Raw genomic sequence first — 16970 nt, 5'->3', positions numbered from 1 at the left:
TAAACAATATTATAATACCTTATAAAAAATACATAAGTTTTTAATTATTACAATATTCATAATAGTTTGTAATTAGTGTAAATTATTAGAGCAAATAAAAAAAGGTTAGTACGGGTGGTACTAACCTTTAAAATGTAATTATCTAAAATTTGTGAATTGCAAAGCGATATCAAAATCCTTGGATTTTACAAGTGCCATTACTTCCTGCAACGTGTCAAGATCTTTACTAGTAATTCTTAATTGATTATCCATAATCTGAGCTTGAACTTTAAGTTTACTAGATTTTATTTCAGAAATTATTTTTTTTGCCTTTTCTGTAGAAATACCTTTTATAATTTTAGCAGTTTGTCTTGCAGAACCTAATGTTGCCTCCTCTTGTTTATCAAGATCTAATGCTTTCCCTGATATACCTCTTTTGATTAATTTACTTACAAGAACTTCTACAACTGATTTTAATTTAAAGTCATCATCAGATACAATTTTAATATCTTCTTTTACTAGTTTTATTTCAGTAATAGTATTTTTAAAATCATACCTTTGTTTAATTTCTTTTAAAGCTTGGTTTATTGCATTGTCTACCTCTTGCAAATCTACATCTGATACTATGTCAAACGAATGTGCGGCTGCCATAATTAAAAACCTCCTTTAAATTTTAGATATTTTGGCACATTAATGCGCCAAAATAGAATTCTCTTAATTAATAGTAGATTAATAATTTGTAAATGTCCAGTAGTTAATGAACAAAGATTAGATTTTTTTGAATTATTTGTATTAAATTATAGATAAATTCTGTTTTTCCCTAAGGTATATACAATATTAAACGATATATTATTAAACATAAAAATAAGACATTTTAAATGACCTATCTATCTAAATATAATAAAACCATAAATAAATTTTACGTAAATACTTAAAAGGAGAAAAAAATCTGTGGGAGTAGATATAACAAATAAAGAGAGCGAATTTAAGGAGTTAAATAATATTCAAGATAAAAATGAATCTAAGCAAAAATTAAACCATATAAATGAACATTTTATATTTAATACTTTGAATAGTATATTATCACTTTGCAGGGAAAATTCTGAAGAAGCTAGGAAAGTCGTCTTAGAACTTAGCAGCTATTTAAGATTTAATTTTAAAGTAAGTGACAAAATCGTTTTTTTATATGATGAAATAGAGTATATAAAATCTTATTTATATATCCAAAAAGTTAGATTTGGGGATAGGTTAAATATTAAATATGATATAGAAGAAGATATAAATTTTATAATTCCTAAAAACTCACTTTATAATTTAATAGACAATGCAGTTAACCATGGAATTTTGAAAAGAAACCATGGAGGAACTATAACCTTTATGGTTAAAAGGGATAGTGAAAAAATAGTATTGAAAATTAGTGATGATGGTGTTGGTATGGAGGATGCTTTAATAATGAAAATACGAAGTCTTGAGCATTGTGGTTCTATTTTAACCTCAACATCTCAATTTAAAGATTTATATAATTCTAAATTAGAAGTAATTAGCAAACCACAAATTGGAACCTACATAACTTTAAATATACCAATAGAGAATATAAAATACGTTTAGGTTTGTTATTGTGATGAAATCTATATATGGGTGGGGTGTATATGTTAAGGGTAGTTTTAGTAGATGACGAGAAATTGTCTTTAGACGAACTAAGTTTTATTTTAAGTAAAAATAGTGAAATAGAAATTATAGGTAAGTATTTTAATGCCTCAACAGCTTTAGAATTTATAAAAAAATCTAAACCAGAAATTGTGTTTCTAGATATAGAAATGCCAGAAATTGACGGATTTACTTTGGCAAAAGAAATATGCAATCTTGATTTCCCAGTGAGTATTGTATTTGCAACAGTATTAGATAAATATGCTATAAAAGCATTTGAGATGAATGCTGTGGATTATGTTCTAAAACCATTTTCAGAGAAAAGGCTAGCGATTACCATGGATAAAATAAATGAAAGATATAATTGCAATACAAATACATCGTCATATAGTTATAATAGTATAATTCCAGAAGAAAAAGTCATTGAAGGTATGAAAAGGCTACCACTTTGGAAGGATGATTGTATTTTTCTTGTGTTACCACAAGATATATTATATTGCACTGTGCTTAATAAAGAAGTGTTTGTTTTAACTAAAAATGCAACCTTTACAACACATGACACTTTAAATCAATTAGGCAACAAATTGATTTATCATAATTTTTTCAGAAGTCATAAAAGCTATTTAGTTAATTTAGATAGAATTTATAAAATAGTTCCATGGTTTAATAGTACTTTTGTGCTCCAAATAGAAGGCTGGAAAGAGGAAGTGCCTGTAAGTAGACATTATGTTAAGGAATTTAAAAAAATACTTAATATGTAATAAAGATTGAGAGGTATAAATGAAAAAGATACTAATAGTTGATGATGAAGTGAATAATAGGTTATTACTAGAGGAAATACTTGAAGAATTTAAAGAGAAAGGGGTAGAAATACTTCTAGCTGAAGATGGGAAAAAGGCTTTGGGTATAATCAAAAGTGAAAGGCCCAACCTGGTATTTTTAGATATTATGATGCCTGAAATAAACGGTTATGAGGTATGTTATATAGTAAAAAAAGAATTAAAGCTTCCACATATATATATAGTATTGTTAACAGCTAAAGGCCAAGCAGAAGATAAACATAAAGGTCTTGAGGTTATGTGTGATAAATACATTACAAAGCCTTTTTATTTTAATGAAGTTTTAGACATAACTCAAAATGTATTAGGAATTAAAAGCAATTAAAAATGTATAATATGTTATGATATTTTTTAGGTTTAACCTTTTGTTTTTAAAATAAAAGATTAAATCTATTTTTTTATGAGATTACAATAAAGCCAAAGGTTGAAATTTAAATGACTAATGGGTTTTAATATTATAATATTGTTTAAATATCATAAAATTGACGAAAATAAATAATAGTAGAACTTTTGACTAAAGTACAGAAATTAAAAATTCATTTATATTATGTGAATTTAATCAAATAAAAAGTTCACGCCATAAAGATACAAATTTTTTAAAATAATGTTATACTATTGTAAGAAATTATTACTGATGAGAGGGAGAAATGTATGTTGCGTGACGCACAAGAAAAATTAAAGAAATATTATGGATATGATAATTTTAGAAAAGGACAAGAGAATGTAATAGAGAGTATTCTCAGTGGTCGTGATACTTTTGCTGTAATGCCTACGGGTGCTGGAAAATCAGTGTGCTATCAGATTCCTGCGCTAATGCTCAAAGGTGTAACACTTGTAATATCACCACTTATATCACTTATGAAGGATCAAGTAGATACCTTAAATAGTATCGGGATAGCTGCAACATACATAAATAGTTCATTAAGTATTAATGAAGTTAATGAAAGAATTGATAAGGTAGCACAGGGTGAGTTTAAGCTTCTTTATGTTGCACCAGAAAGACTAGAGTCAGATTTTTTCTGTAATATGCTAAATAGATTAACAATATCATTTTTGGCTGTGGACGAGGCTCATTGTGTATCTCAATGGGGACATGATTTTAGACCTAGTTATGCAGCAATTTCTAGTCTAATAAACAAATTACCTGAAAGACCAATAATAGCAGCATTTACAGCTACTGCAACGCAAGAGGTAAGAACTGACGTTATAAAGTTATTAAAATTAAGAGAGCCAGATGTATATGTAACTGGTTTTAATAGAGAAAATTTGAGTTTTACTGTTATTCGTGGAGAAAACAAAAGAGATTTTGTTTTAAAATATATTCAAGATAATAAAGATAAAGTAGGGATAATTTACACAGCCACAAGAAAGGAAACAAATAATCTTTATGATCTTTTGCGTAAAAAAGGCTACAATGTGGGCAAATACCATGCGGGACTAGGAGATGAAGAACGAAAGCAAAACCAAGAAAAGTTTTTGTATGATGATATAAACATTATTATAGCTACAAATGCTTTTGGAATGGGGATAGATAAATCAAATGTTAGATATGTAATTCATTATAATTTGACTAAAAGTATGGAGGCTTATTATCAAGAGGCTGGACGTTCTGGGCGAGATGGAGAGCCTAGTGAATGTATATTGTTATTTTCTGCAGCAGATGTTTTGCTTCAAAAATTCTTTATAGAGCAAAGCACCGAGTCAACTCAAAGAAAAGTTAATGAATATAAGAAACTTCAAGCTATGGTGGATTACGCGCATACAACTAGGTGCCTACGAAAGTTTATTTTGGAATATTTCGGAGAAGAAAATGTTGTAGACAAATGTGGAAATTGTAGCACCTGCAATGATGAGAGTGAACTTGTAGATATAACTATTGAAGCACAAAAAATATTTTCTTGCATCTTTCGAATGAAGGAAAGGTATGGTACTTCCTTAATTGCGGAAGTGCTCCGTGGCTCAAAGAATAAAAAAGTTTTGGATCTTGGATTCGATAAGTTATCCACATATGGGATTATAAAGCAATATACTGTTAAAGAGATAAGGGACCTTATAAATGTTCTTACAGCTGAAGAATATCTATCCTTAGCTGATGGCCAATTCCCAGTGGTTCATTTAAAAGAAAAAGCTGTGGCAGTACTTAGAAATGAAGAAAAAGTGTATCAAAAAATTGAGAAAAAGAAAGCTAAGGTTGTTCGTGATACTGGATTATTCGAAATATTGCGCACACTTAGAAAAGAGATTTCTGAGAGAGAAAAGGTTCCACCATATATTGTTTTTGCTGATAGTGCATTAAGAGAGATGAGTGAGTATTTCCCAGTAAATAAAAAAGAAATGCTTAATATCAAAGGGGTTGGGGAATCTAAGCTTAATAAGTACGGAGAGGAATTCATCCAGGTTATTAAAAAATATATGGTCGACAACAATATAGAACTTAAGGAAGAAATACTATATAATGAAGAAGCTGATGTTCAAACGCAAGGTGTTGTGAAGTCAGATCCTAAAAATGAAGACAAGGTGCCTAGCTATGTTATTACTTACAATTTGTATAAAGAGGGTAAAAGCGTAGAGGAAATAATTAGCGAGAGAAAACTTAAAAGTCTAACAGTACAAGAACATATATTTAAATGTGCTGCTGAGGGTTTTGATGTTAATTTAGATGATTTTATTCCAAAACATCATGAAGCACTTATCATTGAAGTGATAGAAAAAATTGGTGCTACTAAGCTCAGACCTATTAAAGAAGCTTTACCGGATGAAATAGATTATTTAGCAATAAAAGCAACAATATTTAAATATGCTAACAATAAAATTTCTTAGAATAAAGGAGAAAACATGGAAAATTTATTTAATGAACTAGGATTACAAGAAAACCTAATAGAGGGTTTAAAAAAACAAGGGATTGAAAGCCCTACGGAAATTCAGGTAAAGGCTATTCCAATGGGACTTGCAGGTTCGGACATTATAGGAGAATCAGAAACCGGTACAGGCAAAACTTTGGCTTACTTATTGCCTATATTTCAAAAAATAGATATATCATCTAAAGATATTCAAGCAATTATACTTGCGCCTACTCATGAACTTGCAATGCAAATACATAAGCAGATAGAATTGTTATCGGAAAATTCAAATAGCAACGTCAAATCTACTAGCATAATAGGAAATGTTAACATTAAAAGGCAGTTAGAGTCTCTTAAGGAAAAACCACACATAGTAGTTGGTTCTGCAGGAAGGATTTTAGAACTTATAACAATGAAGAAGTTAAAATCTCACGGGGTAAAAACTATTGTAATAGATGAAGGCGATAGAATGATAGATGAGGATAATATAGAGGGAGTAAAAGCAATAATAAAAACTACTCTTCGTGATAGACAAATTATGATATTCTCAGCTACGATTTCACATAAAGTAGTAGAAATTGCTAAAACTTTAATGAAGGATCCAGAGGTTATTAAAGTAGGGGATAAAAGTGTTGTAAACCCTAATATAGAGCATATATATTTTATAGTTGAACAAAGAGACAAACTGACTCTACTCAGAAAACTTATAAGTGCTACTAAACCTGAAAAAGCAATAATATTTATTAATAAAAGTGATGAAGTAGAAATTACAACTTCAAAACTTAACTATCATGGATTAAAGGTAGAAGGTATTCATGGAACTTCTGATAAAATTAATAGAAAAAAAGCTATTGAGGATTTTAATGAAGGTAAGATTCAACTTTTAGTGGCTTCTGATCTAGCAGCTAGAGGACTTGATATAGTGGGAGTAACACATATATTTAATCTAGATATACCAGAAAATTCTAAGGACTATTTACATAGGGTAGGTAGAACTGGAAGAATGGGCAATCAAGGGTTAGCACTATCAATAGCAGTAGAGAGAGAACTTGATCTCATTAAAAGCTATGAAAAAGATTTTAACATAGAAATTACGCTAAAAGATATTCGCATGGGAAGAATTATAGATGCAAAATATATACCTAAAGCAAAGCAAATGGTCGGTAATCCTAAAAATAGCAATAAAACGTCTAATTTCAATAATAAATAACAAAATAAGGAATTAAATATATTACAATAGCTTAGTTTAATTCCTTGTGGTATAATAGATGAGTAGTTTCGACTAGAATGAAATTACATTATCCTAGGTTGAAATTACTTAATATATGGAGGTATTTATAAATATATGATTAGTACAAATAATATAAGTTTAAGATATGGTGCACGTAAATTATTTGATAATGTTAATATAAAATTTAATCCTGGTAATTGTTATGGACTAATTGGTGCTAATGGTGCCGGTAAATCAACATTTCTTAAAATATTGTCAGGTGAAATTGAAGCAAATACAGGAGATGTTTTCATTACACCTGGAGAAAGACTCGCAGTACTTAAGCAGGACCATTTTGAATTTGATGAAAATGAAGTTCTTCAAACAGTAATGATGGGTCATGTTAGACTGTTTGAAATAATGAAACAAAAAGATGAATTATATGCTAAATCAGATTTTACAGATGAAGATGGAATGAAAGCTTCAGAACTAGAAGGGGAATTTGCAGAACTTAATGGATGGGAAGCTGAATCAGAAGCTTCAACTCTACTAATGGGACTTGGAATAACTGAAGAACTTCAAAATAAAAAAATGAAGGAATTAACCGGATCAGAAAAAGTTAAGGTGCTTCTAGCGCAAACTTTATTTGGTAAACCAGATATTCTATTACTAGATGAGCCTACAAACAACTTAGATATAAAATCTAAAAATTGGCTTGAGAGTTTCTTGCTCAATTTTGAGTCGACTGTTATAGTTGTTTCCCATGATAGACATTTTTTAAATAAAATATGTACTCATGTTGCTGATATAGATTTTAGTAAAATTCAATTATTTGTTGGAAATTATGATTTCTGGTATGAGTCTAGTCAATTGGCCCTTCAAATGGCTAAGGATCAGAACAAGAAAAAAGAAGAGAAAATTGCAGAACTTCAAAACTTTATTGCTAGATTTAGTTCGAATGCTTCTAAAGCAAAACAGGCTACTTCTCGTAAAAAGCAATTAGATAAATTGACTTTAGATGATATAAAACCTTCTTCTCGTAAATATCCATTTGTCGGATTTAAGCCAGAAAGAGAAGCTGGAAATGATTTGTTAACAGTTGAAAATTTAAATAAAACTATTGATGGAGTAAAACTTATTGATAATTTGACGTTTATAGTTAGCAAGGGAGATAAGATTGCTTTTACAGGTGCAAATGAATTAGCTAAAACTACCTTATTTAAGATATTAATGGGTGAAATTCAGCCAGATAGTGGTGAGATTAAATGGGGAGTTACTACCTCAAGAGCTTACCTACCAAAGGATAACACAGAGTATTTTTATGGTATAGATTGCACTTTAGTTGATTGGCTTAGGCAGTATTCAGAAGAAAAGGCTGAAAGCTTTATTAGAGGCTTTTTAGGGAGAATGCTTTTCTCAGGAGAAGAAGCTCTTAAAAAAGCTAGTGTATTGTCCGGTGGAGAAAAGGTTAGATGTATGTTATCTAAAATGATGCTTAGTAATGCTAATGTGTTAATCTTCGATGAACCTACTAACCATTTAGATTTAGAGTCTATTACTGCTTTAAACAATGGGTTAACTAGCTTTACAGGAACAATGTTATTATCATCGCATGACTCTCAGTTAGTTGCAACAGTTGCAAATAGAATAATAGAGATTACTCCTAAGGGAATAATGGATAAACAAATGGGTTATGATGAGTTTATAGAAAATGATGAAATTCAAAAAGAACTAGAACTTATGTACAAATAAAAAAAAGGCACTTCTATTTTATTAGAAGTGCCTTTTAAAATTAATGAGCTAAAAAAGGCCAAAACCTCTTCCACAGCCACGTCCACCAATGCCACCAACGCCCAATAGTAAAAGAAGTATCAAGATACCTCCACCACCAAAGCCACCTATGCCACCAGTTCCGCATCCGTTTCCACAATTATTTTCACAATTACAAACAGGCTTACAGCAACTTACAGGTTTGCTACAACAACAATTATTATGTCTATGACTCATATAAATAACCTCCTTATTTGATAAGTAAAAGTTTAAAAATCAACTAAAGTAATTTAACTAGCTACTTTAAGAAGAAATTTTATCCTTAAACTTAAGTATTGAATTTGCTTTGGTATTAATACCAACACAAATAAGTTATGGACTTTTTTAAAAAAATCATTAAATTAAGGAGGTTGTAGGTGTAATATAATATATTCCGTATTATATTAAATGTGAATGTAAAATAGTGGTAGTAATTTAAAAAAACTTTTGAATTATCATATTTCTTCATATTATCTACATAAGAATTGGGTATCCTATACTTATAGACGAACAAATATATTTTAGGAGTTGTAATTATATGAAAAATACTAAAAAATTATTAGCTATACTTCTTTCTTCTGTAATAGTGTTATCAGTAGCGGGATGTAGCAAAGCAGCAACAGGAACTAAAACACCAACAGCAACTAAAGCACCAGCAGGAAATATGGCAGCAAAAGGAACAAAAACACCAGCAGAAAATATGGATGTAGTCAATGGTCTTAAAGCATTTAATGCGATTGTTAAGGCATATCCAGCTAATAAAGGTTTTCATAAGGAAATGAAGCATTGGGGATTTAAGCTTCCAAGTGGAGAAAAGTTTGAGTGGACCAGTGACACGTCAGCAAATAAAGCAGATTTAGCCATGGTAATGCTTGCAGACCCACTTGTTAAAGCAGGACTAGATGTAACCAAATTAGACAAAAATGAGTGGTTATATGCACCAGCAGAAAAATTGGATGGCATGGATTTACCTAATCGCATAATTAAAACTGCTAATATAAGTGATAAAAAGGAAGTTACAAATGGTTCAGAAGAGGCACTTCAAAAACTTATAAATCAATCACCAATGATACTCACTGAAAATAAAGAAGAAAAACACTTTATGCTAATGGTTGGAGACGGCAATTCAGTACATTGGGCACAGACTTTGGGGAAAACCGATGAAGATATGGAATTTGTACTTAAGGCAGAACCACTAATTAAAGCTGGGCTAGATGTTAAAAAACTTGCAGGTACAGGATTTAAATTAGAAGTAGCTGGAAAAGACAACATGGAAACTAAATATGATCAATTAGTTAAGGGTTTTAAATTAAAATAGGCTCAATAAACTATTATCTCTTAGTTAATTACAGTTATATTTACTGTTAATAGAAAATACGAAAAATAAGGGTGCCAATTTGGTATTCTTATTTTTTTTATGTGAATATTTAAAGAAAAAATAGATCTATATCAACAAGAAAAGTATAATTATGTATTTGTTAACAAAATATAGTAATATATTAAATTTTATGTTATGATAAGATAAATAATTACAAAACGAATATTAAATTCTAGTTATAGCCTATACTTTGACCTAATTCTTGTTAAAAAATTATGTAAAAAAGGATTTTTTAAAAAATATATAGTATAATAGGAAACATAAAAAAAATATAAACGGGGGTAAATGATATGGAAGAAAATAATGTTTTGACTTCTGATAAAGAAGCTATGAATGTGGATACAGAAGAGGCAATAACAATAGTGTCTGATGCTACAAAAGAAAATGTTGATAAGACTATTAATGCGGTAAAGGATATTGCTAAAAATGTTAAATCAAAAGCTGCAAGGGCAACTACTGCTGCAAAAAAAACGGTAGCTAAGAGAACTACAGCTAAGAAAACAATAGCTAAGAAAATCAATGTTGGTTTTTATGTGCAATATCAAGGAAAAGAGATTTCTAAAGAAACAATACTAGAAAAAGTCCATGAAGAATGGACAAAATCTCATAAAATTTCAGACCTTAAAACATTAGATATTTATATAAAAGTTGAAGAAGATACAGCCTATTGTATGGTAAATGGAGATATTAAATTAGACATTAAATTATCTTAATATGTAGCTCCGCAGGAGATGATTTAACTAAAAGTAGAGAAGGCTTATGGCCTTTTTTATTTTAGGAAAAAATTAGTTTTCTATGAAGTTATTCAAAGTAAAGAATATTAATTTAACATTTAAAATAGAAAGAAGACTGAAAGAATAATGTAATAACTAAAAAAGCATGTACATTGATAAAATTTTATGATAGATTGAAGGTAGTAACAGTTCCCTGCCAAATGCAGAGAATCAAAATATTTTAGGAGGGGATTTTTAATGTTGGAAGAAAGACTAAGTAAAGTTCTAGAGATTATGGAAGATATGAAAATACCTCAGATGATAGTTTCTGATCCAGCAGCTATATACTATCTTACGGGAAAATGGATTTTATCTGGAGAGAGAATGCTTGTACTCTATATTAACTTAAATGGACACAACAAAATATTTATTAATGAGTTATTCCCTGTAAGTGAAGACTTAGGGGTAGAAAAGATATGGTTTAGCGATACTCAGAGTCCCATAGAAATTGTTGCAAGAAACGTTGAAAAAGACAAACCAATTGGAATTGACAAAAATTGGCCAGCACATTTCTTAATAAAACTAATGCAACTAAATGGCGGCAGTTCATTTGTTAATGGGTCTGAAATTCTTGATCGAGTACGAATGTGTAAGGACGAAGTAGAAAAAGATTTAATGAGAATAGCATCAAAATTAAATGATGTTGCTATGGATAAAATGATAAAACTTATTCCAGAAAAACATTCTGAAAAGAAAATGGGAAAGTTACTGGGAGATATATGGGAAGAAGTGGGCGCAGAAGGGCATTCATTTGATCCAATTATAGGTTATGGTGCAAATGCTGCTGACCCTCATCATGAAATGAATGAATCAACAGTTAAAGAAGGAGACAGCATAGTTATTGATATCGGATGCAAAATGAATTCATACTGCTCAGATATGACTAGAACTGTTTTCTATAAAACAGTATCAGAACACAGTAGAGAAGTTTATGAAATAGTTAAAGAAGCAAATAAAAGAGGAATTGAGAAAGTTAAAGCTGGAGTTAGATTTTGCGATATCGATGCTGCAGCTAGAGACTATATTACGCAAAAGGGTTATGGAAAATATTTTACTCATAGATTAGGGCATTCAATAGGAATAGAAGTTCATGATTTCGGTGATGTTTCAGCTGCTAATACTGACAAAGTTCAAGTGGGACAAATTTTCTCCATAGAACCAGGTATTTACATTCCAGGTGACGTAGGAGTTCGAATTGAAGATTTAGTAATAGTTACAAAAGATGGTTGTGAGATATTAAATTATTATACAAAAGACCTAATTATTGTAGGATAGATTAAGTATCTTTTAAATAAAGTGGGTGTCTCATAAGTAAATAGAAGGGCTTTGATAAATTTAAATCTTATCGAAGCTCTTTTACATTATTAACTGCAGGGAGTAAACTATATCCCCTTTTTTATATAATGTATAAGTATGGGATATACTAGAATAAAAATATAATTTTTTATTGGAGGAACAATTATGTTAAATATAGGTTGCCATTTATCAGTATCAAAAGGATATAAAGCTATGGGCCTTGATGCCCTTAGCATAGGAGCAAATACATTTCAGTTTTTTACTCGGAATCCTAGAGGTAGTAAAGCGAAAGAAATTGATCCAAGGGATGTAGAAGCATTACTAGAAATATTAAAAGAAAACAAGTTTGCGACAATCCTAGCACATGCGCCATACACACTAAATGCTTGTTCTGCTGATGAAAAAACAAGAGAATTCGCAGTTATGATTATGAAAGATGATCTACTTAGAATGGAATTTTTCCCAAATAGTTTTTATAACTTCCATCCGGGTAGTCATGTAAAACAAGGCACAGATGTAGGTATAGAATATATTATAAATATGCTTAACAATATACTAAAACCAGAACAAACTACCACAGTACTTCTTGAAACAATGTCAGGGAAGGGGACAGAAGTCGGCAGGACATTTGAAGAATTAAAACAAATTCTTGATGGAGTTACTCTTTCAGGTAAAATGGGTGTATGTCTTGATACTTGTCACGTATATGATGCTGGTTATGATATAGTTAATGATTTAGATGGAGTAATAGATGAATTTGATAGAATTATTGGTCTTGATAAGCTTTATGCAATTCATTTAAATGATAGTAAAAATCCATTTGAAAGTCATAAAGATCGCCATGAAACAATAGGCGAAGGCTCTATTGGGCTCCAAGCTATTACTAGAATTATTAATCACCCAAAACTACGTCACTTACCATTCTACCTTGAAACTCCAAATGAATTAGCTGGTCATGCTGAGGAAATTAAGATATTAAGAGGGGTATACCTAGAATAACACAGTAGGAGCTAAATATATTATTTCATATATAATTATAGTAAATCAACTTTAGTATTTAAGTTTGATTTACTATTATATTTTTGAGCCATTATAAGTATATTTTTAGCTTATCCCAAATTTCTGAAAAGTTTTCAAACTCAATAAATTCTTTTTTTTCTTTTTTTAAAAGATTTACTAACTTTCCTTTAGCAAAAACTACATCTGATTCTAATGCAGGTTTAAGATCGGGGGTACTATCACCAGCATAAAAGACTTTCTTGTAGTTAGCTTTTAGCTTTTGAAGTACAATTAATTTATCGATGCCATATAGGTCCGAATAAAATTCACCTTGTTCATCTAAATCAAAGTGAATACCATTATCTTTAAAAATAGATTTATTAGAATAAACATCCACGCCTTCAATATTATTTTTCTCTAATACCTTATCTATGTAATAATTTGTTCCAGCACTAATAACAATAAAGTCACCACCAGCAGCTTTGACTCGCTCAATGAAAGCTTTAGCGGCTGGGTCAAAGGCGATATTTAAAATATCTTCGTGAAGTTCGACTTCATTTCTGTGTACATTATTAAAAACATAGTTTAAATATTCTCTATCCTTCATTTCACCATTTTTCCAAGATTTAAATATGGGCTCAAGTTCTTTTTTATAGTATGTATCTGATAACATTTTATAGAAATCTTTTTTTGTAAGAGTTCCATCAAAATCAGATATAAATGCAAAATCTTTCATTATATTAATCTCCTTGTAAATTTATTCTGAATTTAGTTTGCGCAACTTCTAGAATAGTATAACAAAAAAATAAAGATATGTAATGATATACTCAAAACATTTAAAATGCCTTTATGGAACTTAGTTATTGACTTGGAAACACCATTAACCTATAATAACTGTAATAAAAATTATCTATAATATACTGTTAAATTTATGGATATAAGTTAGAAAGGGGTATAACAAAATGAAAAATCAAATTATTGAACAAGTTGAAAAAATAAAAGAAAGACTATGGGAAATAAATGATTATATTTTTTATAACCCAGAATTAGGTGATGAGGAATTTAAAGCTGTGGAAAAATTAACATCTTTATTATCAGAACATGCTTTCAAAGTTAAAATTGGTATAGCTAATAGAGAAACTGCATTTAAAGCAGTATATAAAAGTAATTTAGAAGGGCCTACCATTGCATTTTTGTGTGAATATGATGCATTGCCAGGAATAGGGCATGGATGTGGACATGATATGATAGGTACGATAAGTGTTGGCGCAGCAATAGCTTTAAGTAAAGTAATAGGAGAAGTGGGTGGAACAATAGAGGTTTATGGTACTCCCGCTGAGGAAACATGTGGTGCAAAAATTGATATGGCTGAGCAAGGAGTCTTTGACAATGTTGATGTTGCTATGATGATGCACCCATATGGGAAAAATTGTGAGAGTGGTCCATCATTGGCAATGGAAGCTTTGAAGTTTGATTTTACAGGAAAATCAAGCCATGCATCAAGCTCACCGGAAAATGGAATTAATGCACTGGACGCAGTTATATTAATGTTCAATGGTATAAATGCTTTAAGACAACATGTTACGTCAGATGTTAGGATACATGGAATTATCAGCGAGGGCGGTAAAGCGGCTAACATAGTACCAGACAAGGCTGTTGCAAAATTTTATATAAGAGCCTCGAAAAAAAATAATTTGAAGGAAATAATTCAAAAGGTTAAAAACATAGCGAATGGAGCAGCAATGATGACGGGAGCAACTCTGGAAGTTAGTTTATATGAACCTCCCTTTGATGATATGAATACAAACAAAAATTTATCTGATTCTTTTAATAAAAATATGAGGTTGCTGGGCATTACAGATATTAATCCATCTGAGAACATTGGATCATTAGACATGGGAAATGTAAGTTATATTGTACCGTCCATACATCCACTACTTGGAATAGGCAATCCAAAACTTAACTTACATACAGAAGAAATGGCCAAAGCAACAATTACCAAGCAGGCTCATGATGCTTTAATTACAGGAGTTATGGCACTTGCCTGTACTGGATATGACGTTATTACAGAGCGCGAATTGCTTTCTAAAATAAAAAAAGAGTTTGCTAAAAGTTTAGAATCAGTTTAATATATTAGTAAAACTAGACCTCGAAAGTGCTTTTTCGACAAATTAAATAGAATTGTATTTAGAATGCTATTGTTAAGTTGGCATATGTTTGTTAAAATAGAATTGTAGCGTATTTCAATTAATGACCCGGTGGGATTTTTTAGTTCCCACTAATTAAATAGTTTATTAAATTACAATATACATAAGGAAGGAGATAATATTATGATTTATTCAACAGAAGTTTCAGAAATGATTTGTGTTGCAAAAGGACCTAATCATGGTTCTGCACCAATTCCTGAAGAAGGAAAATGGGTACAAAGTAAAGAAATTAAGGATATCTCAGGTTTAACACATGGAATTGGATGGTGTGCTCCACAGCAAGGTGCCTGTAAGCTTACATTAAACGTAAAAGAAGGAATAATACAGGAAGCATTAGTTGAGGTAATAGGATGTTCTGGTAGTACTCATTCAGCAGCTATGGCTTCAGAAATTCTTCCAGGAAAAACTATTTTGGAAGCATTAAATACAGATTTAGTTTGTGATGCAATAAATACAGCTATGAGAGAGTTATTCCTTCAAATAGTATACGGAAGAACTCAAACTGCATTCTCAGAAGGTGGACTACCTATCGGCGCTGGACTTGAAGATTTAGGAAAAGGCCTTAGAAGTCAAGTTGGAACAATGTATGGATCACTGGCTAAGGGACCTAGATACTTAGAAATGGCTGAGGGTTATGTATCTAACATAGCACTTGATAAAAATAGTGAAATAATAGGTTATAAATTTGTTCAATTAGGAAAAATGATGGACATGATTAAAAAGGGTATGGATGCTAACGAAGCTATGAAAAAAGCTACTGGAACTTATGGTAGATTTGATGAAGCAGTAAAAGTAATCGACCCAAGACAACAATAATAATATAAAAAGGAGGAATAATTAAATGGCTTTATTTGAGAGTTATGAAAGAAGAATAAATCAGATACTACCCGTATTAAAGAAACACGGAATAAATTCACTTGAAGATGCAAGAAAAATTTGTGAAGATAAAGGTATCGATGTTTTTGGAATAGTTAAAGGAATTCAACCTATAGCATTTGAAAATGCTTGTTGGGCATATTCAGTTGGAGCAGCTATTGCAATTAAAAAAGGTTGTACTAAGGCTGCAGATGCTGCAGTATACATTGGAGAAGGACTTCAATCATTTTGTATACCAGGTTCTGTTGCTGATGATAGAAAAGTTGGAATTGGTCATGGTAATTTAGCAGCTATGCTTTTACGCGAAGAAACAAAATGTTTTGCATTTTTAGCTGGACATGAATCTTTTGCTGCTGCTGAAGGAGCAATTGGCCTTGCAAGAGCCGCTAATATAGTAAGAACAGAACCATTAAAAGTAATATTAAACGGTCTTGGAAAAGATGCCGCTTATATAATTTCAAGAGTTAATGGATTTACTTATGTTCAAACAAAGTTTGATTATTACACAAGTAAATTAACAGTAGTTAAAGAAACGGCTTTTTCAGATGGAGAAAAATCTAAAGTAAGATGTTACGGAGCAGATGATGTACGTGAAGGCGTTGCAATTATGCACTCTGAGGGAGTAGATGTTTCAATTACAGGTAACTCTACAAACCCAACAAGATTCCAACATCCAGTTGCTGGTACTTATAAAAAAGAATGCATTGAGCAAGGAAAGAAATTCTTCTCAGTTGCATCAGGTGGTGGTACTGGTAGAACTCTTCACCCAGACAATATGGGAGCAGGTCCTGCTTCATACGGAATGACAGATACAATGGGAAGAATGCATTCAGATGCACAATTCGCAGGTTCGTCTTCTGTTCCAGCTCATGTTGAAATGATGGGACTTATAGGTATGGGAAATAATCCTATGGTTGGAGCTTCAGTTGCAGTTGCGGTTGCAGTAGAAGAAGCAATGAATAAATAAGAAGTATTTTGTACCATAATAATAAAGTTCCCCATCTAATAATAAAGTTCCCCATCTAATAATAAAGTTCCACAAACTCATAATAAAGTTTGGGAAAAATAGATGACGGACAAGCCCCACATTTAGTAATAATTGGCTAAATGCGGGGCT

The 16970-nt window shown here is 30.8% G+C and carries 16 protein-coding genes; 13 read left to right on the top strand and 3 right to left on the bottom strand.

The window, feature by feature from the left end; all coding sequences use genetic code 11:
* Window positions 1-138: 138 nt before the first annotated feature.
* Window positions 139-630 (bottom strand): YajQ family cyclic di-GMP-binding protein, encoded by a 492-nt coding sequence (locus tag VIM70_RS21415; RefSeq protein ID WP_331947813.1) that lies wholly within the window; start codon window positions 628-630, stop codon window positions 139-141.
* A 300-nt stretch (window positions 631-930) separates the two neighbouring features.
* On the opposite strand from VIM70_RS21415, the gene VIM70_RS21410 reads away from it, so the two are divergent.
* From VIM70_RS21410 to VIM70_RS21385, 6 genes are all read left to right on the top strand, one after another.
* Entirely contained in the window at window positions 931-1587 is a 657-nt protein-coding gene (locus tag VIM70_RS21410; protein WP_331947812.1) for a sensor histidine kinase, read from the top strand.
* Between the two features lie 41 nt (window positions 1588-1628).
* Entirely contained in the window at window positions 1629-2387 is a 759-nt protein-coding gene (locus tag VIM70_RS21405) for a LytTR family DNA-binding domain-containing protein (protein ID WP_331947811.1), read from the top strand.
* A 19-nt stretch (window positions 2388-2406) separates the two neighbouring features.
* The gene (locus VIM70_RS21400; protein WP_331947810.1) at window positions 2407-2790 is read left to right on the top strand and encodes a response regulator; all 384 of its coding nucleotides are present in this window, start codon (window positions 2407-2409) and stop codon (window positions 2788-2790) included.
* Between the two features lie 326 nt (window positions 2791-3116).
* Entirely contained in the window at window positions 3117-5285 is a 2169-nt protein-coding gene (gene recQ, locus VIM70_RS21395; RefSeq protein WP_331947809.1) for a DNA helicase RecQ, read from the top strand.
* Window positions 5286-5300: 15 nt separating this feature from the next.
* A complete protein-coding gene (locus VIM70_RS21390; RefSeq protein WP_331947808.1) occupies window positions 5301-6515 on the top strand; it encodes a DEAD/DEAH box helicase in 1215 nt (404 codons plus the stop codon).
* Window positions 6516-6650: 135 nt separating this feature from the next.
* Window positions 6651-8267: an ABC-F family ATP-binding cassette domain-containing protein gene (locus tag VIM70_RS21385; RefSeq protein WP_331947807.1), complete on the top strand. Its 1617-nt coding sequence runs from the start codon at window positions 6651-6653 to the stop codon at window positions 8265-8267.
* Window positions 8268-8315: 48 nt separating this feature from the next.
* On the opposite strand, the gene VIM70_RS21380 is transcribed toward VIM70_RS21385, so the two are convergent.
* Window positions 8316-8522, bottom strand: a complete 207-nt coding sequence (locus tag VIM70_RS21380; protein ID WP_331947806.1) for a ground-like protein — start codon at window positions 8520-8522, stop codon at window positions 8316-8318.
* A 340-nt stretch (window positions 8523-8862) separates the two neighbouring features.
* Here VIM70_RS21380 and VIM70_RS21375 point away from each other — a divergent pair, with 340 nt between their 5' ends.
* From VIM70_RS21375 to VIM70_RS21360, 4 genes are all read left to right on the top strand, one after another.
* Entirely contained in the window at window positions 8863-9642 is a 780-nt protein-coding gene (locus VIM70_RS21375; protein WP_331947805.1) for a hypothetical protein, read from the top strand.
* A gap of 350 nt (window positions 9643-9992) precedes the next feature.
* Complete coding sequence (locus VIM70_RS21370; protein ID WP_331947804.1) at window positions 9993-10415, top strand: DUF6465 family protein; 423 nt, start codon at window positions 9993-9995, stop codon at window positions 10413-10415.
* Between the two features lie 258 nt (window positions 10416-10673).
* Entirely contained in the window at window positions 10674-11750 is a 1077-nt protein-coding gene (locus tag VIM70_RS21365) for a Xaa-Pro peptidase family protein (RefSeq protein ID WP_331947803.1), read from the top strand.
* A gap of 186 nt (window positions 11751-11936) precedes the next feature.
* The gene (locus VIM70_RS21360; protein ID WP_331947802.1) at window positions 11937-12770 is read left to right on the top strand and encodes a deoxyribonuclease IV; all 834 of its coding nucleotides are present in this window, start codon (window positions 11937-11939) and stop codon (window positions 12768-12770) included.
* A gap of 91 nt (window positions 12771-12861) precedes the next feature.
* On the opposite strand, the gene VIM70_RS21355 is transcribed toward VIM70_RS21360, so the two are convergent.
* Complete coding sequence (locus tag VIM70_RS21355) at window positions 12862-13506, bottom strand: MtnX-like HAD-IB family phosphatase (protein ID WP_331947801.1); 645 nt, start codon at window positions 13504-13506, stop codon at window positions 12862-12864.
* A 226-nt stretch (window positions 13507-13732) separates the two neighbouring features.
* Here VIM70_RS21355 and VIM70_RS21350 point away from each other — a divergent pair, with 226 nt between their 5' ends.
* The 3 genes from VIM70_RS21350 (at window position 13733) to VIM70_RS21340 (ending at window position 16820) form a co-directional block, all read left to right on the top strand.
* Entirely contained in the window at window positions 13733-14899 is a 1167-nt protein-coding gene (locus VIM70_RS21350; RefSeq protein ID WP_331947800.1) for a M20 family metallopeptidase, read from the top strand.
* A 201-nt stretch (window positions 14900-15100) separates the two neighbouring features.
* A complete protein-coding gene (locus tag VIM70_RS21345; protein ID WP_331947799.1) occupies window positions 15101-15793 on the top strand; it encodes a hypothetical protein in 693 nt (230 codons plus the stop codon).
* Between the two features lie 25 nt (window positions 15794-15818).
* Window positions 15819-16820, top strand: a complete 1002-nt coding sequence (locus VIM70_RS21340; protein ID WP_331947798.1) for a GGGtGRT protein — start codon at window positions 15819-15821, stop codon at window positions 16818-16820.
* Window positions 16821-16970 lie beyond the last annotated feature (150 nt).

This window comes from Clostridium sp., assembly GCF_036569345.1.
Taxonomy (GTDB): domain Bacteria; phylum Bacillota; class Clostridia; order Clostridiales; family Clostridiaceae; genus Clostridium_AD.
This window is presented reverse-complemented; position numbering and strand designations above follow the sequence as displayed.